This window comes from Leclercia pneumoniae (assembly GCF_017348915.1).
In the GTDB taxonomy this organism is placed as follows: Bacteria; Pseudomonadota; Gammaproteobacteria; order Enterobacterales; family Enterobacteriaceae; genus Enterobacter; species Enterobacter pneumoniae.
Window position 1 is genome coordinate 2,752,586 of sequence record NZ_CP071383.1, and the last position, 25,157, is coordinate 2,777,742.

At 46.6% G+C, this 25,157-nt stretch carries 18 protein-coding genes and 3 pseudogenes; 3 read left to right on the forward strand and 18 right to left on the reverse strand.

Annotated elements, in window-relative coordinates; all coding sequences use genetic code 11:
• Positions 1-79: 79 nt before the first annotated feature.
• Positions 80-1,270, reverse strand: a complete 1,191-nt coding sequence (locus tag JZ655_RS13460; protein ID WP_207292034.1) for an RNA-guided endonuclease InsQ/TnpB family protein — start codon at positions 1,268-1,270, stop codon at positions 80-82.
• A 57-nt stretch (positions 1,271-1,327) separates the two neighbouring features.
• Here JZ655_RS13460 and tnpA point away from each other — a divergent pair, with 57 nt between their 5' ends.
• Complete coding sequence (gene tnpA, locus JZ655_RS13465) at positions 1,328-1,753, forward strand: IS200/IS605 family transposase (protein ID WP_207292035.1); 426 nt, start codon at positions 1,328-1,330, stop codon at positions 1,751-1,753.
• Positions 1,754-1,823: 70 nt separating this feature from the next.
• On the forward strand, positions 1,824-2,285 hold the full coding sequence (locus tag JZ655_RS13470) for a helix-turn-helix domain-containing protein (protein WP_207292036.1): 462 nt from the start codon (positions 1,824-1,826) through the stop codon (positions 2,283-2,285).
• A gap of 4 nt (positions 2,286-2,289) precedes the next feature.
• Here the strand turns inward: JZ655_RS13470 and JZ655_RS13475 are convergent.
• The 3 genes and pseudogenes from JZ655_RS13475 to istA form a co-directional block, all read right to left on the reverse strand.
• Positions 2,290-3,822 (reverse strand): annotated as a pseudogene (locus JZ655_RS13475) (IS3 family transposase).
• Positions 3,823-3,892: 70 nt separating this feature from the next.
• A complete protein-coding gene (gene istB / locus JZ655_RS13480) occupies positions 3,893-4,690 on the reverse strand; it encodes an IS21-like element helper ATPase IstB (RefSeq protein ID WP_207293851.1) in 798 nt (265 codons plus the stop codon).
• Positions 4,690-5,858, reverse strand: a pseudogene (istA, locus tag JZ655_RS13485) (IS21 family transposase). Before istA ends, istB begins: the two are co-directional and overlap by 1 nt.
• 103 nt (positions 5,859-5,961) lie before the next feature.
• On the opposite strand from istA, the pseudogene JZ655_RS13495 reads away from it, so the two are divergent.
• Positions 5,962-6,909, forward strand: a pseudogene (locus JZ655_RS13495) (IS3 family transposase); the annotation flags it as partial.
• 173 nt (positions 6,910-7,082) lie between these two features.
• Here JZ655_RS13495 and ugd read toward each other — a convergent pair.
• The 14 genes from ugd to wcaJ form a co-directional block, all read right to left on the reverse strand.
• The gene (ugd, locus tag JZ655_RS13505) at positions 7,083-8,249 is read right to left on the reverse strand and encodes a UDP-glucose 6-dehydrogenase (RefSeq protein WP_207292039.1); all 1,167 of its coding nucleotides are present in this window, start codon (positions 8,247-8,249) and stop codon (positions 7,083-7,085) included.
• 231 nt (positions 8,250-8,480) lie between these two features.
• Positions 8,481-9,887, reverse strand: a complete 1,407-nt coding sequence (gene gndA / locus JZ655_RS13510) for an NADP-dependent phosphogluconate dehydrogenase (protein ID WP_207292040.1) — start codon at positions 9,885-9,887, stop codon at positions 8,481-8,483.
• Between the two features lie 185 nt (positions 9,888-10,072).
• A complete protein-coding gene (locus JZ655_RS13515; RefSeq protein WP_207292041.1) occupies positions 10,073-11,308 on the reverse strand; it encodes a glycosyltransferase family 4 protein in 1,236 nt (411 codons plus the stop codon).
• A gap of 2 nt (positions 11,309-11,310) precedes the next feature.
• Entirely contained in the window at positions 11,311-12,444 is a 1,134-nt protein-coding gene (locus tag JZ655_RS13520; RefSeq protein ID WP_207292042.1) for a glycosyltransferase family 4 protein, read from the reverse strand.
• Entirely contained in the window at positions 12,419-12,961 is a 543-nt protein-coding gene (locus JZ655_RS13525) for an acyltransferase (protein ID WP_242637272.1), read from the reverse strand. The genes JZ655_RS13520 and JZ655_RS13525 overlap by 26 nt, the downstream gene beginning before the upstream one ends.
• The gene (locus JZ655_RS13530; RefSeq protein WP_207292043.1) at positions 12,955-14,187 is read right to left on the reverse strand and encodes a polysaccharide biosynthesis protein; all 1,233 of its coding nucleotides are present in this window, start codon (positions 14,185-14,187) and stop codon (positions 12,955-12,957) included. Before JZ655_RS13530 ends, JZ655_RS13525 begins: the two co-directional genes overlap by 7 nt.
• Positions 14,184-15,488, reverse strand: coding sequence for a hypothetical protein (locus JZ655_RS13535; protein ID WP_207292044.1), 1,305 nt, complete (start codon positions 15,486-15,488; stop codon positions 14,184-14,186). Before JZ655_RS13535 ends, JZ655_RS13530 begins: the two co-directional genes overlap by 4 nt.
• A 58-nt stretch (positions 15,489-15,546) precedes the next feature.
• A complete protein-coding gene (gene tviB, locus JZ655_RS13540; RefSeq protein WP_207292045.1) occupies positions 15,547-16,827 on the reverse strand; it encodes a Vi polysaccharide biosynthesis UDP-N-acetylglucosamine C-6 dehydrogenase TviB in 1,281 nt (426 codons plus the stop codon).
• A 409-nt stretch (positions 16,828-17,236) separates the two neighbouring features.
• Positions 17,237-18,130, reverse strand: a complete 894-nt coding sequence (gene galF / locus JZ655_RS13545) for a UTP--glucose-1-phosphate uridylyltransferase GalF (RefSeq protein WP_207292046.1) — start codon at positions 18,128-18,130, stop codon at positions 17,237-17,239.
• Between the two features lie 169 nt (positions 18,131-18,299).
• Entirely contained in the window at positions 18,300-19,685 is a 1,386-nt protein-coding gene (wcaM, locus tag JZ655_RS13550; RefSeq protein WP_207292047.1) for a colanic acid biosynthesis protein WcaM, read from the reverse strand.
• A 12-nt stretch (positions 19,686-19,697) separates the two neighbouring features.
• Complete coding sequence (wcaL, locus tag JZ655_RS13555; protein ID WP_207292048.1) at positions 19,698-20,918, reverse strand: colanic acid biosynthesis glycosyltransferase WcaL; 1,221 nt, start codon at positions 20,916-20,918, stop codon at positions 19,698-19,700.
• A complete protein-coding gene (gene wcaK, locus JZ655_RS13560) occupies positions 20,915-22,195 on the reverse strand; it encodes a colanic acid biosynthesis pyruvyl transferase WcaK (protein WP_207292049.1) in 1,281 nt (426 codons plus the stop codon). The genes wcaL and wcaK overlap by 4 nt, the downstream gene beginning before the upstream one ends.
• A 49-nt stretch (positions 22,196-22,244) precedes the next feature.
• Positions 22,245-23,723: an MOP flippase family protein gene (wzxC, locus tag JZ655_RS13565; protein ID WP_207292050.1), complete on the reverse strand. Its 1,479-nt coding sequence runs from the start codon at positions 23,721-23,723 to the stop codon at positions 22,245-22,247.
• Position 23,724: 1 nt separating this feature from the next.
• The gene (wcaJ, locus tag JZ655_RS13570; protein WP_040074900.1) at positions 23,725-25,119 is read right to left on the reverse strand and encodes an undecaprenyl-phosphate glucose phosphotransferase; all 1,395 of its coding nucleotides are present in this window, start codon (positions 25,117-25,119) and stop codon (positions 23,725-23,727) included.
• Positions 25,120-25,157: the final 38 nt, after the last annotated feature.

Sequence of the window (25,157 nt, forward strand, 5' to 3'; positions counted from 1 at the left end):
TTGTTGCATGAATTTCTATAGGAAATCGACGAAGCATAAAGAAATGAGTACGACATATCCAACGTGACTGCTCACCGCCCTAAAGGGCGATGCTTCCCACTTCAACGGCTGCAACTGGCACAGTGCCAGACTTACGCAAGCCTCGATGGGCTTTGACGACGTGACCCGCCGCCATTAATTCTGTTATGCCCTTGTGCTGTATGTTGATCGCCGCGTTTATATCGCGGTCATGGTCAGTATTACAGCCGGGGCACTTCCATTCCCGCACCTTTAGCGGCATTTCCGGCATCCTGTGACCGCAACAATGGCAGGTTTTCGAGCTGGCGAACCACTGATCCAGTTTGACCAGGTGAACCCCCGCCGACTCTGCTTTGTATGCAAGTTTTTCCACAAAGCCAGACCATGCCGCATCCCCGATATGACGGGCAAGGCGACGATTTTTCATCATGTTTGCCGATTTCAGTGTTTCCACAATCACCGCTTGGTTTTCGTCGATAATTCGTCTGGAAAGTTTGTGCTGGAAGTCAGCGCGGGCATTAGCTACCCGTTCGTGTTGTGCGGCAAGGCGTAAGCGAGCCTTACGGCGGTTTGCGCTCCCCATCTTCTTACGGGATAGCGCCTTGCTGTCACGGCGCAAGCGGCGGTATGCGTTGATCAGATGACATGGATTCGCCACCTTGCCGCCGCCATTGCCGATCAGGTAGTGCGATAGCCCCAAATCGTAGCCCGCTACCGTGGTGATATAGGTCGGCTTCGCTGCTGCCTCTTGTCCATCATCCGCGAGTATTGAGGCATAGTATTTGCCCGCCGCGTTGCGAGTGATCGTAATGCTGGAAACCTTGCCGACGATCTCCCGGTGGATGTTCGCCAGGATAGGCTTCAATTTCGGCAACTGGATAGCGTCTGTTAATACCTTGCCGTTGGGATGATAGCTGGACTGTTTACCATGCTTTTTTTTGAAAACAGGAAAGCGGGCTTTAAGTTTCTTGTTAAAGAAGTTGGCAAATGCCTTGTCCAGATTAATGACTGCCTGCTGTAGTGCCAGCGAGTCATACTCTTTGAGCCAGCTATAGCGGCGTGACTTCTTCGCCACTGCCAGCAATGGTTTTATGTCGCGTGTTGGCTTGAGTGAAATGCCGTAGCGCTGATACATGTGGCGGCTGATTTGAAGAGCTTTATTGTACGCAAAACGCACCGCGCCGAACTGCGCATTTAAGAATACGGCTTGTTCTGCGTCGGGATAAATACGTACTTTAGTAGCTCTTTTCATTTTCAGCGCTCATGTATAGAATCCCCATAATTTAATATTTTGATCGAGGTTTTTCAAGTGAGTGTGCGTGGTAAGGAGTTTGAGGGGTATCTCTCCCGTCGTCATAGCGTCAGTAAATTGGTCGTACATCTGATATTTACGACGAAATACCGCCGTAAGATTTTCGACGGCATGATGATCCAGCAGATACGGGAATCGTTTCAAAGCGCTGCGGAAAAACTGGAAATTGAGATTTTAGAAATGGACGGGGAAGCGGATCACGTCCACGTTTTGATAGCGTACCCGCCGAAATTGTCTATCAGTGTGTTGGTGAACAATTTAAAGTCGATCAGTAGCCGCCGTGTGCGAATCCTGAATACAAATTTACGCAAGGCGAGTAATAGCGGGGTGCTCTGGTCGCGCTCCTATTTCGCCTGTAGCGCTGGAGGTGCAACAATCGAAACATTGAAGGCTTACGTAGCCTCGCAGAAAACCCCTGATTAGCTCCCCTTATATCCCCGCCCGACTGAACTGCACCCCAAAAGTTGGACACCAACTGAGTAAGGTGCAATTTATGGGCAACCCCAGTTACACACTGGAATTTCGCATTGCTGTCGTGAAGTATTGTCAGGGTGGAATAAAAAGGACCGCTGCGCATTTTGGCCTCCACAAATCCACCGTCAGCCACTGGGTGGCCTCATGGCAGTTGCATGGTATCGACGGTATCACCTGGAAAGTCGCCGGTTACACGCAGGCTTTTAAACTTAACGTAGTGAAAACCCTGCAGAAAGAGCATCTCTCTTTTCGTGAAGCCGCAGTCCGGTTCAATGTGTCCGATAATAAAGTGGTGAAACGCTGGTTTGATGCTTATGAAGCTGCCGGTGAAGCAGGACTGCAGAAGAGGAAACGACACCACGTGAAAACAAAAAACATCCCTGTACAAGCGACACGTTCGCCGGTGAGCGCAGCAAAACCTGCTGATGTCAACGCCAAGATTTATGACCGTTTTGGGGGGGCGGACGATTTCCTGGACTGATTGATTAGATTAACCCCAGTCTTTGCCGGTACGTTTCAGGGCTCACTGCTCCCAGCGACAGTTTGATCCGATGACCATTGTACTAGCGGATGTAGCCATCCACCTGCTTTATAAAGTCATCTACTGTTACGCCTGACCAGTTGCGACCGTAGTACATCTCGTTTTTCAGCCGCCCGAAGAACCCTTCGCACGCTGCATTATCCGGAGAGCAGCCTTTGCGCGACATGGAGCGCACCAGGCCCGAGGAGGATATTCTCTGTAACCACCCCGGCCACCGGTAATGCCCACCGCGATCACAGTGTATTATCGGACGTTCATGCGGTTTCAGCGTGCCGATCCCGCTTTCCAGCATGCTGTTGGCCAGCATCGCGTCTGGCCGGGTGCCTACCGACCAGCTCACCACTTTACCGTCGAAGCGGTCCACCACAGGTGACAGCCACACTTTGCCTGCGGGCAGATGGAACTCCGTGATATCCGTCAGCCACTTCTAATTTGGCAACTCAGCATTAAAGTCCCTCGCAAGAAGATTGTCAGGGGTCGGGCCAATTTCTCCGCAGTACGAGCTGTAACGCCGCCGACGGGCTGTGCTAACAACAAGCTTCTCTTCAGACATCAGCCTGCGCACGACTTTTTCAGAGAGCCGGACTCCTTCATGACGGAGCATTGCGTGCAAGCGGCGGTAGCCGTAACACCGATAGTTGGCATGGAAGAGCTCCGACAGACTGACGCGCACACCAGCGTGTTTATCACCGGCCCGCAATGCTGCACGTTGATAAAAATAGCTGCTGCGGGCAAGCCGCAGGGTGCTCAGCAGCACCGGCAGCAGATGGGTATCTCTCAGGGCATCAGCGATCTTCGACTTTTCCCTGTTTGTCAGGGGGCTGACGCTGATGCCCGGAGCTTTTTTTATTATTTCCTCCGCCTTCCTCAGGATATCCAGCTCCAGCTGCTGGCGTTTTACCGCCTGAGTGAGCCGGGCAAGCTCTTCCCGAAGCGCATCACGTTCCTGGATAAGGGAGGGGTCGTCTTTTTTTCGCATGGACTGGTACGTCTCATCGCCGATGGCCTCGTCTTTCCATTTATACAACACCTGCCGGCTGACGCCCACGCCCTGGGCGATTTTCTTGGCGGGGGGGGGGCGGGTGCACAGGTCCCTGACGGCCTGTAGCTTCATCTCAGGCCTAAAGGGCGCGCTGGCGTTTTGCACACTGGTGTGGATGCGTCGCCTGCCGGGATGGAGTTCATCTATCCAGCGAATAAGAAGTGCACTGCAGTGGGTATCCCAGCTCCCTTCGGGTAAAGGCAAGGCTGCAGCCGTGCGTAAGGTAGTGGTCGATGGCGGCCTGTTTCTGCGCATCAGAGTATCGTTCTTTGCGTGGGAAGCAACTGATATCCCCCCGCTGGCTTCCCATGCCTGCACCCATCACCGGAGGTTCCGCTCTGAGGGGTAGCCCAACTCACGAACAACAGCGACGATTTTTTTGCCATATTTGAAGTAGAGTTCAATAGCGCGAAGGCGTTTAGTTTCGGAATGCATAATTTATCTCCTGAGAGTCCAGGAAATCGTCCGCCCCCCCTTTTCGCCATTTTTAATGTCCGCTATTTGATCACTTCTGTTGTCCGCTTTCCGCCATTTCATCATCACTGATTGGCGTTGCGTTTTTGGCCAGTACTCCGGCTTTGCGTTTTTCCTTCAACCGGTAACTTTCTCCTTTTATATTCACTGTAGTTGAGTGGTGCAGCAACCGATCCAGGATCGCCGTTGCCAGTACGTTATCGCCGAACATCTCTCCCCAGTCTGCGAAGACTTTGTTTGATGTCAGGATTATGCTCGCTTTTTCATACCGTCTGTTCAGCAGGCGGAAGAACAGGCTGGCTTCCTCTCTGTTCATCGGCAGGTAGCCTATTTCATCCAGGATCAACACCCGCGCATAGCTCAGCTGTTGTAGTTGACGCTCCAGCCGGTTTTCCTGCTTCGCTTTCATCAGGGTCGCTACCAGCCTGTCGAGTGGCATGAACAACACCCGGTGACCTGCATCCGCCGCTTTCACGCCGAGGGCTACGGCCAGGTGGGTTTTCCCCACTCCGGGAGGCCCCAGCAGGATCACATTCTCGCAGCGCTCCACGAACGCCAGACCGGCCAGCTCCCTGACGACCTTACGATCGATACCTGGCTGGAAGCTGAAGTCGAACTGCTCCAGCGTTTTGACCCACGGCAGCCGGGCCTGTTTCAGACGGGACTCCATTCCGCGCTGATGTCTGCCGTTCCATTCCTGCTGCAGCGCCATACACAGGAACTCCCGGTAGTTCAGCTCTTTTTTTGCAGCCTGCTCCAGCAGGCTTTCAACGTGATAGCTCAGGTGCTCCATTTTCAGGCGACTCAGCAGCGCTTCAAGTTCATGCATCACAGCAGCTCCTCATACGCACTCAGTGGGCGATGCTCCACCATGCTGACCTGCTGCCAGAGCGGGGCATGATGTTCCGGCACCGTTTGCCAGCCAGATGATGCTGAACAGAGCCGATGTGATGCCACCTGCTGCTCATTACTGTAGATCCGCAACTCATCATCCAGCGATATGCGTATCGAGACCGGCTGGCCACACAGCATTTCGGGAACGCTGTAGCGATTGCCGCCAACCTCGATATAGCTGTCCCAGGACACATGGCGGATGTCGAAGTAGCTGGTATCGAAGTCCGTATCAGGCAACGGTTGCAGATGCTCCTGCTCGAGCGCGAAGCGCTGTTCAGGGGTCTGTCTGAACTGGCGAAGCTCCCGTTTGTCAGCCACATCAGCCATTGATCCAGTTGCTGGTTAACATGAGCGAAGCTGTCGAACCTGCGATAGCGGACGAAGAAGTTCTCCTTGAGATATTTCACCATCCGCTCCACCTTACCTTTGGTTCTGGCCCTGCGCGGACGGCAGGCACGCGGCAGGAAGTCATAGTGGTCGGCCAGCAACAGGAACCCGGAGTTGAACACCATTTTCCCATTGTTATTTTTCAGCACCGCCGCTTTTTGGTTATTAACCAGTACGGTTTTCACACTGTCACCGAAGTAGCGGAAGGCGCGAACCAGCGACTCATAGGTATGTTCAGCATCCTGCTTTGGCGCGGCAAAGACATGGAAGCGACGGGAGAACCCCAGCGTATTAACCGCGAAGTTAACTTTGCATCGCTGCCCGGCGACCTCCACCTCAACTTCGTCCCAGTCGTGCTGCAGCTGGTAACCGGGCTGGGTTTCGAAGCGGACTGTTTTCTTCGACGGGCGCATTTTGCGTTTGGGCTGGATGTAATAGCGCAGCATGGAGCGACCACCGGTGTAACCCATCGCTTTGATTTCTGCGAGGATGACCTCGCCATTCCAGACATTTTCGGCCAGACGTGTATCTATATAATCCATAAACGGCTTCAGTTTGGTCATTTTATGGCGCGTCTTTCTGGCCGGTGGTTCAGGGTATTTAAGATACCGTCTGACGGTGCGTTCAGAGCAACCCACCTGAGTTGCAATGTCGATAATGTACGCACCCTGCTTACGCATTTGTTTTATCATGTAAAAGTCCTCTCTGCTCAGCATGTCGATGTCCTTTCTGGTGTGAGAACCTCAAGGAAACAACATGTTGGGTGGAGCGGACATTTCAAATGGTGAATTACCGTCTTATATCATTGGCGCTAACACTGAGGAGCTCACCCGTGACGAGTTGCTGGTCGAGTTGCGGTATCTGCGTGCAGAGGTCGATTACTTAAAAAAGCTGAAAGCCCTGGCTCAGCAAAAGAAAAAGCAGAAATAGTTCGTGAGCTGAGGAATATTCATGCCCTGCGGGACCTGCTGGCTGCCGCAGGAATGGTCCGTAGTACCTGGTATTATCAGCAGTCGGTCCGCAACCGGCCGGATAAACACGCACAGTTAAAGCAAAAAATCAGCCAGATATACCAGCATCATAAAGGATGCTATGGATACCGACGGATAACGGCGCTTCTCACCAGAGAGCACGAGCATGTGAATCACAAAACGGTGCAGCGGTTGATGAACGAGCAGTCCCTGAAAGCTGTGATCCGGGTGAAAAAATACCGTTCCTGGAAAGGAGAGAAGGGAAAAATCGCCCCCAATGTCCTGCAGCGGAACTTCAGGGCCACACGGCCAAACGAAAAGTGGGTGACGGACGTGACAGAGTTCGACGTGGCGGGCCTGAAGTTGTATCTGTCGCCGATTATCGACCCGTTTAACGGAGAAGTTGTCTCGCATGTGATGTCGGAACGTCCGGCGATGAACATGGTCAGCACGATGCTGGAGAGGGCTGGCGACACTGTGCCCGGGGGAGACACCGGTGTTACATTCGGACCAGGGCTGGCAATATCAGATGCAACGCTGGCAGGCACAACTGAAAGCACATGGGCTGACGCAGAGCATGTCACGGAAAGGAAACTGTCTGGATAATGCCGTGGCGGAAAGCTTCTTCGGGACACTGAAATCAGAATGTTTTTACCTTAAGAAATTTAGCAGCGTCAGAGAGCTTCGTCAGGCGGTGGAAAAGTATATCCACTATTACAACCATGAACGAATAAAAGTGAAGTTAAAGGGCCTGAGCCCGGTAGAGTACCGGACCCGGACCACATCGACGAGTTGATTATTACTGTCCAGGTTTATGGGGTCAGTTCAGACTGGGCGAGGGTTTACGGGGCATTTGCTAAATACGCAGTATCGGATTGCCTTTTCAGGATGAATTTTTCCTATAGTTAGCCTGATGGAAGCTGGTGCAATATAAAAATAATGCCCGGACAAGCCGGGCATTCAAGGTTTTCAACCATTGCCAAAGAGATCGCGGGTGTAGACCTTGTCGGCAACGTCGATAAGGTCTTCTGCCATACGGTTAGAGATAATGACATCGACTTCTTCTTTGAAGGCGTCCAGCTCACGAACCACACGGGAATTAAAGAATGAATCTTCCTGCATTACGGGCTCGTAAATGATGACCGGGATACCTTTCGCCTTGATACGTTTCATAATCCCCTGAATAGAGGACGCGCGAAAGTTATCGGAACCACTTTTCATGATCAAACGATAGATACCGACCACTTTAGGCTGGCGCGCCAGGATGGAATCGGCAATAAAGTCTTTACGTGTGCGGTTGGCATCTACGATGGCCGAAATAATGTTGTTTGGCACCGATTGGTAGTTAGCCAGCAGCTGCTTAGTATCTTTTGGCAAGCAATAGCCACCGTAGCCAAAAGAGGGATTGTTATAGTGATTGCCAATCCGCGGGTCGAGACAAACCCCTTCAATGATCTGCCTGGTATTCAGCCCCAGGCTCTCGGCATAGCTATCGAGCTCGTTGAAGTAGGCAACGCGCATAGCCAGGTAGGTGTTAGCAAAAAGCTTGATGGCTTCGGCTTCCGTCGAATCTGTAAACAGAACAGGAATATTCTGTTTTATTGCCCCTTGCTGCAATAAGGTGGCGAATTTTTCAGCTCGAGCGGAACGTTCACCAATGACAATGCGAGAAGGGTGTAAGTTATCATAAAGCGCTTTCCCCTCACGTAAAAACTCAGGCGAAAAAATAATATTTTCGGTACCGTATTTCTTTTTCATTGCGTCAGTAAAACCAACCGGCACAGTCGATTTAATGACTATTACTGCGCTGGGGTTGATTCGAACTACGTCAGTGATGACAGACTCAACACTTGATGTATTAAAATAGTTCGTTTTAGGATCGTAATCTGTAGGTGTGGCAATGATAACAAAATCGGCGTCTTTGTAAGCCAAGTCTTTATCAACTGTCGCTTTGAATCGAATAGTATCTAGCTTTAAATATTGCTCAATTTCTTTATCGACAATAGGAGATTTCCTGGCATTTAACATTTGCACTCGCTCAGGAATAATATCTAAAGCGATGACCTCATGTTGCTGAGCAATTAACAACCCGTTCGAAAGGCCAACGTATCCCGTTCCAGAAATGGCAATTTTCATTTCGTGTTCTCAGAATTAACTTAATTAAGAATCATGATGCGTAGACATCCCGATAAGAATTAATAATTTTAACGCTTCGATGAAATGTGATCAACCAAAGTAAAAGCATTTCAGATTTTCTTGATCACAGCACAATGTCCATTGTGCGCCAAGTGTAATCGTACTGAAAATGCAATAAGAAAAATAAAAAAAAAGCCCGGCAAACACCCGGGCTTTTCATTATTAAATATATTATTCTAACCACTCGGTGTGGAACACACCTTCTTTATCAGCGCGTTTGTATGTATGTGCACCAAAATAGTCACGCTGCGCCTGAATCAGGTTTGCAGGCAGGACAGCGGCTCGGTAGCTGTCATAGTAAGCGACAGCTGCAGAGAAAGTCGGTACCGGAATACCATTTTGAACCGCATAAGCCACAACATCACGCAGTGCCTGCTGGTAGTCATCCGCGATCTGCTTGAAGTATGGTGCTAGCAGCAGGTTAGCGATACCGGCATTTTCAGCGTACGCATCGGTGATCTTCTGCAAGAACTGCGCACGGATAATACAACCCGCGCGGAAAATCTTCGCGATTTCGCCGTAGTTAAGATCCCAGTTGTTCTCGTCAGATGCAGCGCGCAGCTGAGAGAAGCCCTGAGCGTAAGAAACGATTTTACCGAGGTACAGTGCACGACGCACTTTCTCAACGAATTCAGCTTTGTCACCGGCAGGTTTAGCTTGCGGACCGCTCAACACTTTAGATGCGGCGACACGCTGCTCTTTCAGAGAAGAGATATAACGAGCAAATACAGATTCGGTAATCAGAGACAGTGGCTCGCCCAGATCCAGAGAGCTCTGGCTAGTCCACTTACCGGTACCTTTGTTCGCAGCTTCATCCAGAATCACGTCAACCAGATATATACCGTCTTCGTCTTTCTTGGTGAAAATATCTTTGGTGATGTCGATCAGGTAACTGCTCAGCTCGTCGTTGTTCCACTCAGTGAAAGTTTCCGCAAGTTCTTCGTTAGAGAGGTTCAGGCCACCTTTCAGCAATGCGTAAGCTTCAGCGATCAGCTGCATGTCGCCGTACTCGATACCGTTGTGAACCATCTTCACATAGTGACCTGCACCGTCCGGACCGATATAGGTCACACAAGGTTCACCATCTTCAGCAACTGCAGCGATTTTGGTCAGGATTGGCGCAACCAGCTCGTATGCTTCTTTCTGGCCACCAGGCATGATGGATGGACCTTTCAGAGCGCCCTCTTCACCGCCGGATACACCTGTACCTATGAAGTTGAAGCCTTCCTCAGACAGTTCACGGTTACGACGAATGGTGTCGTGGAAGAAGGTATTACCGCCATCAATAATGATGTCGCCTTTATCCAGATACGGTTTCAGTGAATCGATAGCAGCATCCGTACCTGCACCCGCTTTCACCATTAACAGGATACGACGAGGCGTTTCCAGAGATTCAACAAACTCCTGCACCGTGTAGAACGGAACCAGTTTCTTGCCCGGGTTCTCGGCAATCACTTCTTCGGTCTTATCACGGGAGCGGTTGAAAACGGAGACGGTATAACCACGGCTTTCGATGTTGAGCGCCAAGTTGCGCCCCATCACTGCCATACCGACGACGCCGATTTGTTGCTTAGACATTACATACTCCTGTCAGCTGTGGTCACCGCAACTTACGTGCGGTTGATTAATCAACTTACTATAAAATGGATAAAGTTAATATACAATATATCTTTATAGAAATAAAAATACAACCACCTTCAACTTGGTGTTAAATTTTTAATCAAAACAGATATATCAATCATTAAAACAATATTAAAACCACATCAATTTTCATTTATTTCATCCAGAAGATCGTCGTAAATTTTATCTGACCTAAAGTGCTCATTATAATGAAATTTCATTCTTGAATTAATTTCACTTTCTCTATCAATATTTTTGATGATTTTACTAATTGCATCAATTAGATCATCGTGGTTACCATTTTTATAAGTTGCTCCAAAATCATTATCACTAAGAAAATCTGCAACATGACCTTTTAACGATGAGAGTATAGGCAAACCATATGCGGTGTACTCCATTATTTTGTTGGGAACATGCCCATCAAAATTATCATTATTAATATATGGAGCAAGCCCTACACTCGCAGTATTCAATAGATAATCAATATGATATTTATCAACCCAACCATAGAATCTAATATTAGAAAGTTTCTTTGTCCTTTCCTTCCAATATCCAATTGTATCTCCATTACCAAACATTGCAAAAAAATACTGACTACACCCATCCAGTTTTTCCGCTGCCTTCACGACAGTCTCTAAATCAAACATATACCCAATCGTACCTACGAATACTATTTTTCTGCGACCAGCGGCATCGGAATTCATTTGGCGAATGACTTCACTACCGTCAAAAGTTGGATATGATTCCTTGTTATAACCAAGATATGACAATTTTATTTTATTATGTGCTTTTTTATTAACGAAGCCTTTTAGCCAATTTGAAAAACTTAATGAAGGAACTGTAGAAATCGTACTATTTTCAACCGCCCATTTAACCATTAATTTGAATGGTAAAGATAAGAAATATATTATCTTCCGCTTCATACCTCGGGATGACATCCAAAATATATCTGGCCATTTATCTCTAATTTCAACGACGACTTTCTTATTTAACAATTTAGCTAATAACACAAGAAAAAATGTTGCAGAGATCGTCGGCACAGAGGTTATGATGACATCGACATTATGCCTATCACGATAAACTTTGAGTAAAACTTTCAGCCCCCAACTAAAATGATCATAAATTCGCGCCACCGAAATGTTTCGTGTATATCCAGGAGATTTCACATACACAACTTTGCCGTGTTCATTAATCACTTTTTCGAAACTTTCGCTTTTTCTTTGTTTTTTATTAAAATGATTAAATGTAGATGTATACCAATCGCAATCAAGACCTTTTGATGTGAAATGAAAAAACATTTGCCCCGTTCTGAGATATCGTGGGAAATCTCCATCGTATGGTGTAACCTCACCGTGACGAACAAGTATTATTTTTTTCAATTTTATTTCCCCGTAAACAAATCAACGTATTTTTTTGCAACGCCAGTCCATGAAAAATTATCAATCAAATAAGATGGAAGCTCATTACTTTTAATGCTTTCACTTTTCTTAAGTGCACAGATTATTGCATTTTTTATAGATTCAACTTGATGCGGATTGCAGGTTTCGATCACATTAAAACCATCGAAGAAACCATCAATACCTTGCCCTGAACTACAAATACATACACAACCTTGAGTGATCGCTTCAACATACACTAAACCAAATGTTTCACGGTATGAAGGCATGATGAAAACGTCATTTTCTTGATATTTTTGCCTGATAAAATCTTTATCATTAGTCGTCGGGAAATGAGAAATCCACGCAGGAAGAGACTTTAACTTCAAAAAATCAATTAGCTCTACAACCTCTCCACCGATAATAGTCCAAAAAACTTGATATTTAGAGTCTAACAATTGTAGGCATGCCTGGTAGGTACTAATTAAATTTTTATTACTATCTAATCTACCAACATATATAAGTTTTATAAAATTTTCGTTATCTTTTGTTTTTGGTCTATAACAATTTATGTTTTCCAACCAGTAATCATCCACACCATTTGGTATTATTTTTATCTTATCTGCCTTTGGAAATACATTCTGATACCTATCAATTGCTGTATTGTAATTTGCATAAGATATGAATACAACATACTTTGCATTATTGAATATATATCGCTGAAGCACTCTATAATGCTTTAAATATTTCAAAAAAATATTTAGATCGGTATTTCTCACACATAATATATATTCTTTCTTGAATAATTTTGAAATTAAAAAGCAAATACCCCCATCTGACCAGAGAGTATATCCAACGATTAGATCAGCATTTTTCAATTCCCTTCTATATTTACTAACGACTGAATAAAAAACCTTAAGGACTTTCAGTAAAGGGAAAAACTTTATAAGTTTTGGGGTGATTACATGATCATATGCTAATGTAAAATCATGATTAGAACTCCCCCCTACAACCCTTTCTCTTGTAGGTATATATACCAACTGCTTATTTTTGTAAAGAGGCTTTGCTAAATTTTCAATTAATTTCTCATGAACTAAACTAGATACATAGTTATTACAAATGTGAAATATCTTCATCATTCCCTCTGGATTTTATTAACTTCGCAGGATTCCCTCCATATATCGCATAAGGCTCAATATTTTTTGTTACTACTGAATTAGCAGCCACAATGGCACCTTCGCCAATAGTGATCCCTGGAAGGATAACCACGCGATAACCCAACCATACATTATCTTTAATTACGATAGGTTTATTTGAGTACCCTTGTTTTTTTATATCAATCTCTCTGACAGAATAGTTATGATTGCGGGTTATCATTATACAATCAGCAGCAATCAAACAATTTCTACCGATTGAGATATTTGCATCATAGGCAACCAATTTAGTTCCTTCGCCAAGGAATGATCCTTCGTTAATGATGATGTTTTTGACACCGTATAATCTTACTTGGCGTTGAATTCTCACATCGCTGCTAATAATAGCGCCTAACATTTTATATGTTTTGACTCTTAATAAACTCAGCAGTCTAGAACGTTCGCTTATAAGCTTCAATATAAAAAAAGGGGTAAAGATACAAGCAAAAACATTAATCAACATATTTCCTCTTGATTTCGCTGAAATGCTTTAATAAGCAAATAAATTAAATAAAAAATATAATAGAGTGGCATTACAATTGAAAATATATATATTTTATCAGGAAGAGATGTCGGTAAATATAATGAAGCAAAAGCCAAGGTTGTAGATAATAATTGAAAAATTAAATTTTCTCTAAACAACCCTTTGATATAAACTATATTAGCAAAACAGTTAAAAAAGTAACGAGTGAAAAACAATGGAATAAGGACACCTCCTGTCAAAAAAACACTTTTCCATTCGTTTGAGAGGAAATACTCATACATAACGTAAAATACAAATACCCCAAAAATATAGAGAGGTATCATATAGATAAATAAAATCTTTATAGCTCTTTTCGTTGAGTTAATACACGTCCCAAGTTTCAGATATTCTTCAGCCGCATACTGTTTTAACGTCACGCCGAACGATTGAGCAACAAGCAGGCTAGGTGCTCCAATGAATCTATTGATAGCAAAGTAAACACCTGAAAATATTTTTTCATCCATTAGAAAGAAATAAATTATCGGTAAGTAAATTGTTACCATGCTAAATATAGAAGCTGGGAAATCGTATTTTATATTTACTAGAATTTGAAGAAATATACTCTTGCCATTTTTTAAAACTTCAACAAAACTTTCATTTCCTTGCGCTGTGACTCTATTTTTTTTATTTTTAATGAATGCAGGCAATAAATACGAAAAAGCTATTATTGTAATAAACCAATATATATTAAAGTCTAGCATCCAAGCTACAACCACAGCCAATGACTCAATAACCATTCTTATTACACGTAGAATTATATAATTGTTCTCAGCACCAATCCTTACAAGATGATTATATTTAATATTAAAACAGGAATATGTAAACCCGCCAAAAACAGACAGTAGGAAAACCTTTTGGTCTGTGCCTAGTGGATTGAATATAAAAAAAATGAATATCAGAGAAAATATAATTGGTGTTACAATTATTGCCAGCAGGTAGAGAAAGAATACGAATTCTCGGCAATCTTTCTCTTCACGTATTATGAATAAATTATTTTCAGCCCTCAATGAAATAAATACTGATATAATAGCAATGCAGGAGGTAAATGTCCCAAGATATGACATTTCGCCAGGCGAGTAGACTTTTGTCAAAAGCGGTACAGTCAATAACCCTAGAGCCTGAACAAAAACATTACCACCAAACACTTTCAACAGACTCTTAATCACGGAAAAATCCTTTTAAAAGGGCAAATTATCGTTAATAAAAGTATTGCAAGTAAACCGTGAGTAAGAATGACTGTAGGTAATGAACTGTCTAGTAATGCCCATGTTGGAAGAAGCATTAAGGATAACGTTCGGATATTATTTTTAAATATTACAATGCAATCTATTACTTTATAAATACTACAAAGTATTAATGTATAGACAACCATACCTAACAAAGAGAAATCAGCAAACGCCGCCATAAGATAGTTAACATTGGCTGACATTTCAGCACGAGAAAAATAATACTCGCCTATTACAAATGGAGGAGTGGCATTGTAAATATTTTCTATAAATGGAGACAAGAATGAGTACGACAGATACATATTGGGGTGGTTAATAAAGAAATCATGATAATACGCTCCTAACACACCTGGCATGATAAATATTCGTCTGATGACAAATAATAACAAGGCCTGACTTCCCATCCAATTCAAAGTTAAAGCTAGCACAAACGATAATGCCAAAATATAACATATAGAACGAAGCGTCAGTATGTTTCTTTTGCGCATAAATAAACAAAAGCCTAACACTAAGAACCAACCTAAGAATACACTTTTCTGACCAGTAATCAGAAATAGCAATAATTGTATTATCAAAGAAATAACTATGATATTTATTTTTTTCCTTTCAATGCCATAAAAAAGCATGAAAGGAACCAAGACTTTCGCACTTATTGTTAGTGCGTATATAGCTAACCTTGGCACTTCCGAGTTTTGCTCTCGGAAATCCCCTCTTATATTATAGAGTCCGCTAATATCCGATATGTTAAATATATTAGCAAGACTAAATTTATAGTTAAAAATAACAAGACAAAGAGCGCAAGCCATTATAATAAAAAAAGTGCACAGATAAGCTTTGACGGAAAAGACAGGAATCCGTAAATTCACTATTCCTGTCTTTGCAAAAATTGCTTGAATGAGTATGCAAATTGATAAGGTCACATATAGTAATATATAGTGCAGATAAGATGATTCGGAAACAAGAGTTAGCAAAGCCAAAGTTGGAATATAAATCACAAAGAAACTTAATACTAATAATAATTTATTTGCCGAGTTTATTTCACTTGGTAGAAACGAGCCAAATGATATTATTGAGAGCAAGAAAAACAGTGTAAAATAGATATTATTGTCATCAACATCTCTTAAAGTAAAACCCATATATGAAAATTGCGGATAAAATATATCTGTATAAATATATCGTATTGCAAAGAAAAGTAAAAAACAGGATAGAATTACAGGAACTATTTTACTTTTAATAATCATTAATCACATATCCCAAAAAAAATGCACTCCCCTCTAAACAGAAAAGTGCATAAATAATCTACAGTCTTAAATCACAAGCATCTTTGGAAAAGATATTTTTAATATCATATGTCACTTTATTTTCGTTGCACAGTTTGTTTATCCTATCGATGCCCAATTCAATAAATTCATCATGAGATACACCAATTAGCACAGCATCATATTTTTTATCAAGCTGGTCAAATCTAGTCATAACTTCAAGGTTGTACTCTTCTTTAGCAACCTCAGGCGAACACCATGGATCATAGACATCGATATTTGTATTATATTCTTTTAATACAGATACAATATCCGTTATACGTGTATTTCTCAGATCAGGGCAGTTTTCTTTGAATGTTAATCCCATCACTAAAATATTAGCGCCATCAACCTGGATACGTTTTTTGATCATCGCTTTAATCAATTGATTAGCAATGTATCCCCCCATCCCATCATTAATTCGCCGTCCAGATAAGATCACATTAGGCAAATAACCAATCGACTGTGCTTTATGCGTTAGATAATATGGATCAACACCAATACAATGACCGCCAACTAAGCCGGGTTTGAAATGCAAAAAATTCCATTTTGTTGCAGCAGCATTTAAAACAGCCTCAGTATCAATCCCCATTAGATTGAATATAATTGCTAATTCATTAACTAATGCAATATTCAGATCGCGCTGAGTATTCTCAATGATTTTTGCTGCTTCAGCAACGCGGATAGACTCTGCTTTATGCGTACCTGCGATAATAACTTCATTGTAAATCGCATCAACAACATCAGCAATATACTGCGTTGAACCAGATGTAACTTTTTTGATTGTGGTTACACGATGTTTTTTATCACCAGGGTTAATACGCTCAGGACTATAACCTGCAAAGAAATCTTTATTGAATTTGAGCCCAGAATATTGTTCGATAACTGGAATACAATCATCCTCTGTTGCGCCTGGATAAACAGTTGATTCATAAATGACAATATCATCTTTTTTGATAACTTGAGCGATTATCTTGCTCGCGCTTATCAGAGGTGTCAAATCAGGCATCTTATGGACATCAATTGGAGTCGGCACTGTCACAATAAAAACGTTGCACTGTCGTACATCTTCAATATCTGTGGTAAATGCCAAACCCGAAGAGGTGTTCAGCTCTTCATCAGTGACTTCTAAGGTTGAGTCAACGCCATTTTTTAATTCATCAACTCTACGAGAATTAATATCGTACCCAACTGTTGTAAATTTTTTACCGAATTCAACTGCGAGCGGCAGGCCAACATAGCCCAATCCAATGATCCCAATTTTTTTATCCGTTATGTTCATAGCTACCTTCGATTAATGATGTAAATACTTTGTTAGATACTATCCAGCCTATCAATTTCAACATATACATTATTGGCATGCCATATTAAACATGCTGGGAAGTTAAGCATACATTTTATGATCTTACGATTCTCCGTTTTACCATAATCACGCTACCGCCCTGGCTCAACAGCTACCAGTCAACTAATAATATACCTGAAATGCCCTCACTAAATTCCTAAGTTCTTTGTTTCTTGTAACTTATCCAGTCGCATTTACGACAAGATATCAACCTTTACAAAACATAGAATACCGATAGCAAATCTGTTTTGCATCAATAAAAAAGAAAGCTACATGCCAAAATAGTATTTTGGCATGTTCAGCTGCTATATTATTAAGGCATTGTTTTGTAAGCTTATTTTAGAAAGCACTACTTGCCTAATAGCTCGCTTATACTCTTCCTAAACTTCTGGCCTTCCTTCAGATTCCGCAGCCCATACTGAACAAACGCCTGCATGTAACCCATCTTCTTACCGCAGTCGTAGCTTTCGCCAGTCATCAGCATCGCATCTACTGATTGCTTCTTGGCCAGCTCAGCAATAGCATCCGTCAACTGGATACGCTCCCAGGCACCTGGCTCAGTTTTCTCCAGTTCTGCCCAGATTTCAGCATTGAGCACGTAGCGACCAACAGCCATCAGATCGGAATCCAGGGTATGCGGTTGATCCGGTTTTTCAATAAAGTTAACAATACGGCTAACTTTACCTTCAGAGTCCAGCGGTTCTTTAGTCTGAATCACAGAGTATTCGGACAGGTCGCCATGCATACGCTTAGCCAACACCTGGCTACGCCCTGTCTCATTAAAACGTGCAACCATGGCAGCCAGGTTGTAGCGCAGCGGGTCAGCTGTTGCGTTATCGAGAATAATGTCCGGCAGCACAACCACAAACGGGTTATCACCCACAACCGGACGCGCGCACAAAATTGAGTGGCCAAGGCCAAGGGGCTGTGACTGTCGAACGTTCATAATCGTCACTCCTGGCGGGCAGATAGACTGCACTTCGGCCAGAAGCTGACGCTTAACACGCTGCTCAAGCAACGCTTCAAGTTCGTAAGAGGTGTCGAAGTGGTTTTCGACTGCATTCTTTGATGAATGCGTGACCAGAACGATTTCTTTGATCCCTGCAGCAACAATCTCGTCGACAATGTACTGAATCATCGGCTTGTCAACGATCGGCAGCATCTCTTTAGGAATAGCCTTAGTGGCTGGCAGCATATGCATGCCCAAACCCGCTACCGGTATGACTGCTTTCAAATTAATCATTATTTCTTCCACCTTAAAATGGTTGACGAATTATAGCTTTTTAGGCTCTTTTCGCCACTTCGAAATGTTCTGATCGGGACATAGATTACGCAATCTCCCCATCATTTACAGTAGTTGCATTCCTATTCATCACGTTTGAGATCAGGAATCATCGCAAAATGGCTAAAAATCATCTTCGTGGCAGCGCAAAATTCAACCTATCCACATTCACCACATGTTGATCCATCCGGTCGATATCCACCGAGCTCTGCCCCTTCTCATTCACCGCCTTCACGTTCGCCAGTGACAGAAGCGTTTCCTCCTTAGCCATAAACTTGCCCCTAACGTCTTTGCGCAGGTCGAAGTTAAGCTTCAACGCCGGGCCGGTCGTCGCCTCCTGCATCACGTGAATATTGCGCATAAAGAGGTGTTGCGGTTTGTTGTGTAGGGTAAGAGAGGCGCGCTGGATGTTCACATTGGTGATAGCGACAAACGACGTCGCGTTGCCTGAAGAGATTTGGATCCCACGCAATTTTTTATCCGCACGACGATTATCCAGCCGGATATCGTTCAGTTTAAAGTTTTGCGGGATGGAGAGATAATTCCCTTTGATCACGCCATAGCCAATGAGAAAGCCTGCGCTGTCGACCATTTCAACGTTATCAATGACAAAGTTATCGCAGCCATAGATCGCCACCGTTGCGTTATCAATACCCGCTTTTTTGCTAAAGTCCGGCGTGATATTTCGGGCCTTGACGTTGCGAATGATAAAATGTTTACCGTTCTCAACATGCACCAGCTGGCGGCAGTTGCTGCCGGTGATGTTGGCCACGACAAAGTTTTTTACCGACTGATCTTCAGGGTACTCATTGTCGTAAGTGCTACCCGCCAGACCGATACCTATCCCCCAGTTGATCTTACCGTTGGTGCAGTCAATATGGTCGATAACGTGGTCAGAAATCAGGATGTTCTGGTCATTGATCGCCACGTTCCACTCGATGGCATCCCCCTGCAGGTAACTGAAGTGACAGTTGGTGATTTTCGCGCCATCAACCTGATTGTGGAATCCCTGCCGCAGGATGGCGTAGTTAGCTTTGGTTACCGTCAGGTTATCGATCAGCAGATTGCGCATCACCTTCGGTTTTTTACCGCCGATATAGATCTGCGTAACGGGCCCATATCCACTCATGGTCAGCCCTTTGATCTCGCAGTTCGAACCGCGTACATCGAGAGTGATGTTTTCGGTTCTCCCCTCCCCTTCCCCTATAACTTTACAGCCATCCTGCAGAACGAAGCGACCGCGACCATTGCCGGTTAGCGCGCCGCGTATCAGCAAGGTTTTACCCTGGGGAATGAAAATCCCGGTGTTGATGTTCTCGCAGGTCAATCCTGCCGGAACTTCCACCGTATCGCTTTCGGCAAAGGCCTGCTTAAAGGCGGCGATCCAGTCGCGGTTGTTATAATCGCGGATATTCACCGTGCCGCTCTTTGTCGCGGCGCGCACACCTACCAGAGGCGTTACCGCCAGCAATGAACAGGTAGTGACGAACGTGCGTCGCGTCATGGATTTCGGCATAGAGCCTCCGTTTTAAAGCGTTTGTAACAGACTGGCCAGCTGATGATTAATGTGCTGCTGGTTAAAATCGGTCTCCACCTTACGGCGAGCGTTATGCACAACCGGCGTCAGCGTGTCGTTATCGATATCGCCAAAGGCGGCAAGCTGATCGGCCAGTGCCTGCGCATCATTTTCCGCCACCAGCCACCCGGAATGGCCGGGTTCAATCAGCTCCGGGATCCCGCTATGCACGGTGGAGACCACCGGGATCCCCACGGCCATCGCCTCCATTAAGGCCACCGGAATGCCTTCCATATCCCCGTCGGTACCGGTAATGGAGGGCAGCAGAAAGAGATCGGCTTCGTCGAGCATCGCTTTCACTTCGTGGCTGGGCTTGAAGCCCGGCATCTCAACATGAGAGTCCAGCTGATACTGCTCAATAAGCGTGCGCAGACGACGCTCCCAGGGACCGATACCCAGAATGCGATAATGGAAATCGACACCGCGCGCTTTCAGCTGACGGCAGGCCTCGATGGCCACGTGCAGCCCCTTCTTCTCGGTCAGGCGCGCCACGGAAATTATCTGCAACGGTTTACCCGGCACTTTGACCGGACGCTGGGTAAAGCGATCCATGTCCACGCCCATGCGGGAGACGGTAATTTTCTCTGTCGGGCATCCCATCGTTTTCAGGCGCCCAGCCCACAAGTCGCTGATGGGCAGCATCATATCGCCGCGCTTAAACAGCTGTTGGTATTCGGGCGTGTAGTGGCTGAGCACATCGCGGCTGGAGATATCGATCCCGTGAAACACGGTAGCGATTTTGCCTTCGATCACGCCCAGTTCACGCAGTTTGGCGGCCGTAACGCCCGCCGGACCAAAGTGGGCGATGAAAACATCTGCCCGATGCGGTTGCGGCGTCTGGCCGCAAATAGAAGAGAGGATAAGATTGCGCGATTCCGCGCCATAGCGGGAGACATTCAGCGCCTTCCAGGTGGCGGGGCGATGCATACCACTCAGGGTACGCAGCGCACGGTATTGCAATTTTGCCAGTCGTCCCTGCGGCTCTACCTGCAGCCAGCGCGTTTTTGCCGCAAGATTATAATCAGTCCAGGCCGCATGGGTGTTCTGCGTATCGCCCTTTTGCAGGGCGACAATCTCCACGTCATATCCCATATCAATAAACGCGGTGATCTGATTTAAGACAAAGGTTTCTGACGACAGCGGGAATTTCAGCAAGAAGAAACCAACCTTCATTTCTCCTCCCCGATGCGATCGAGAACCGATTTCACCATGCTAAGGCCATTTTCGCGCTCGGCCTTCACGGCAACCGCCAGACGTTCATTAACCGTGGGCAGCGAGCCCAGCGTATCGGCGACCATCGCCTCCAGCGAGCCATCCAGCAGGTGACGGATATCGATAGCCATCTCCGGCATCCCCAACTGCTGCATAATGCCCGCCGACTTGTGTTCATAGTTGATGGCAATGGCCGGGGTGGCAAAGTTCATGGAGATGATAGCCGAGTGCAGACGGGTTCCCACCGTCAGGTCACAGGCACCCAGCAGTTTGCCCATCTCAAGGTCGTTCAGTTCATCCATCACCACGTGATAACGGGACGGATCGCTGACATGCTCGCGCAGGTTCAGCGCCACCATGCGGTCATCTTTGTTATAGCTGTCGATCCCGGTACAGGTAGAGAGCGCCAGCACCTGGTAGCCACTCTCCAGGATACGATTTACCACGCTGGCAAAAGCTTTCTCATAAGCAGCCTGCGTTGTGCCCAGACGTTTGTCGAAAGGCGCCAGTTCGCGCAGGGTAATGGCAACGGTTTTCTGCTTCGCCGCTACGTCAAGCCAGTGCTGCACCGCGTAGCTCGGCTGAAAGTTTTCCGTCTGATGATCCACCAGCCAGGCCGTATCAACGCCATGCTCGACTTTGCTGGTGTCGATATCGCTACGCTTCATCAAATCCAGGCTCACGGATTCGCGCAGAATCAGCGCGTCACAATGGCCAAACACGTAGTTGGCCAGCTGATTAAACTGCGGATCCTGGAATGGCCCCACGCTGTGACCAATCATAAACAGCGGTTTTTTCGCCATAAACGTACAGAGCGCATGTTCGAACTGCGGCACGCCATAGAGGTCGACAAAGAAGGAGCCGCCCACCTGAATAATCGCATCATAGCCCGACAGCAGGCGCACAAAATCAGTAAACCCCTGGGCAATCGCAATATTGCGCAGCTTGCCGGTGTCGGTCACACGGGATAAGAGCACCTGATGTTGATAGCGACGGCGCAGCACTTTTTTGACGCGTCCCACCACGCCCGCCGCACTGTTATGTTGCTTCATCTGTGAAAAGAGCGGATCGCCCATCACCGGGCGATTCAGTAACCAGGAGGAGCTCACCGGATAGCGGCTCATTACATCCACTTCTGTCTCAGGCGCAAGCGTGTTAATAGCATCCAGAAGACCGCGCAGAATGGCGCTGTCGCCGCGGTTACCGCAGGTGTGGTTGCCAAGAATCAATAATTTCATAATGACCTCTAAAAGGGGTTCTTCATTCAGCGGATGCGGCCTTTGGCCCTCATCCTGCACGCAATAAGGTTTTCATCTTTTCGCTGCGGCAAAACTGGCGTTTCAACTCCACCACCAGCGCATTACGCGACAGCACAATCATGACCACGAACGCCAGCGCCCCTGAGGCAATCTGCGCCGCCAGCAAGGCCCCCAGCGCCAGGTGACCGCCGAGGGCAACCCCTAAGCCGTAACTCACCGCAAGCGTCGGTAACGAAAGGTAGAACGGCAGCCACAGGCTCAGGATGTATTGACGGTAGCTGGAACCCAGCACCGGTTTGATCATCACGAAATAGCTCAGAACGGTATTGATTATCTGTACCAGCAAGAAGCCCAGCGTCACGCCGATCGCACCGGCCATGTGTCCACCCACGATAATGGCCGGAATAAACAGGAACGTTTTGAACACATTGAATTTAAAGCTAATGTCCACGCGCGCTTTCGCCATCAGCAGTGAACCAATCGGATTACCTACCGAGCGCAACAGACCCACCACGCATAGCAGTTGCAGAATGGGAACGATCGAGACCCATTTCTCGCCAAAGACCAGCGGAACAAAGTTGTTGGAAACCACCATCAGCCCCAGCAGCGCCGGAAAGTTGATAATCCCCACCACCGAAAGCAGCTTGTAGAAATTCACCCGAAGCTTCTCAGTATCATCCTGAATTTTGGCAAAGGCCGGGAAGAGTACGCGGGTGATGATCGGGTTGAGCTTCATCGGCGGGACCACCGCCACGTTATAAGCCAGGTTGTAGCCCCCGGCGACGCTGGCACCGAGAATACGCGCCAGCACCAGGGTTGAGAGGTTGGTATTCACATAGTTGATAATGCTGTCGGCCGTCAGCCAGGCGCCAAAGCGCAGGTTGGAGGAGACCGACTTTAGGGAGAAGTGCAAACCGGGGCGGTAAATCTTGCGGCCAAAATAGCCAAACAGCAGGGTACGCACCGCCGTGTTGACCAGATAACCCAGGATCGCGGTCATCGCCAGCGGCCAGAAGTGAGCGCTAATCACGGTAAAGGTAAAGCCCGCCAGTACCGAACTGGTCTCAATCATGCCAATTTTGTTGAACTCCAGCTCCTTCTGCATTAGCGCGCGGAACTGCTGCCCGTGCGGGATCAATACGAAGGCAAATGACAGCGTGCGAATCAGCGGGGCCAAATCCGGGTTGTTCAGTACATGACCAATCACATCGCTCAGCAGAAACACCACCACGAAGACCGACAGTCCCAGCCCGACGTTCAGCCAGTAAAGCGTGGTCAATTCCAGGTGGCTAATCTCTTTGCGCTGGATAATGGAGTTGGCGATGCCGAAATCCGAGAGAGTATCGGCGAGGGCGATAATCACCAGCGATACGGTCAGCAGACCGAACTGGTGATTATCGATGATGCGCGCCAGCACCGTCATCTGTACCAGCCCAAGGCCGATGATGATGATAGTGGCCATGGCTGACCATTTGGCGCCGCTGATGGTTTTTTCTCGTAAGCTCATCTTAGTACGCCGCTTTGTTCACAAAGCCTTTGAAGATCGTCAGGAAAACGATTTTGATATCGAACCAGACGCTCCATTCGCGGATGTATTCCAGGTCAAATTCAATTCGTTTTTCCATCTTCTCAAGCGTGTCGGTCTCACCGCGCCAGCCGTTAATCTGCGCCCAGCCGGTAATACCTGGCTTCACTTTATGGCGCAGCATGTAGCCTTCAATCAGCGCACGATACTGCTCGTTGTGCGCAACCGCATGCGGTCGCGGGCCCACGATGGACATACCGCCGGTCAGCACATTGATGAACTGTGGCAGCTCATCAAGAGAGGTACGGCGCAGGAAATTACCCACGCGGGTTACGCGCGGATCGTTCTGCGTCGCCTGCGTCACCACCGTGTCATTCTCCATCACCTTCATTGAGCGGAATTTCCAGACCTTGATAGGCTTACCGTCCATACCGTAGCGGGTCTGTCGGAAGATGATTGGTCCAGGCGAACTGAACTTCACCGCCAGCGCAATGGCGCACAGCACCGGAGAGATCAGTAACAGAATCAAGGACGAGAGGATGATGTCCTCTACGCGCTTCAGTACCCGGTTGATACCCGAGAGCGGTGTGTCGTACAGAGGCACGACCGGCACGCCGTTAACCTCTTCAATGCGTGAATGGAGGATGTTGAAGGTAAAGACGTCAGGGATCAGGATCACCGAACAGGTTGTGTCGGCCAGCTCTCGCATCAGCCTTTTGATGCAGGACTCTTCGCTCATCGGGATGGCGAGATAAACATTGTGGATTTTGCCGGCTTTGGCATCCTCAATCAGCTGCTCGTAGTTACCTGCCCAGTCAGCGGTCACCCCGCCAGGTTTGGCGTCGTGATACACCCCTACTACGTCGAAACCCAGCCACGGCTCATTGCGAAAGCTCTCCATCAGGGCCAGCCCCACCGGGAGATCCCCTGCTACCGCCACATAACGCTTGTTATACCCCCGATTGCGCAACCAGCCCGCGCCGAAGCGAATCAGCGAGCGGCAGGTGACCATGCCGACGCTGGTCAGCAGATACCAGTAAAAATAAGTACTGAAACTGTTGTCGAAAGCGCTGCTAAAGGCCACCAGGCCTGCGCTGAAGATGAGGCTCAGCGTCCAGTTTTGCAGTAATAACATCAGCTCCGTGGTCATTTTTACGCCACGGTATGAGCGATAAAAATCGGTCATACCGCCAATCATCTGGAAAACCACCAGCGCAATCAGCGCCATCAGCAGGTGCATGTATAAAAACGAGAGCCCACTGAGCTTACACACCACCCACAGCCCACCGAACATGATGGTGATATCCGAAAAACGCTGCACCATTGAGATTAACGATGCATTCGTTCTGGCTCGCTCGCGCTTTTTTAGATTTGTCATCGTTGTTCCTTTCGTTACCTTTCCCCTCGCACCGCCCT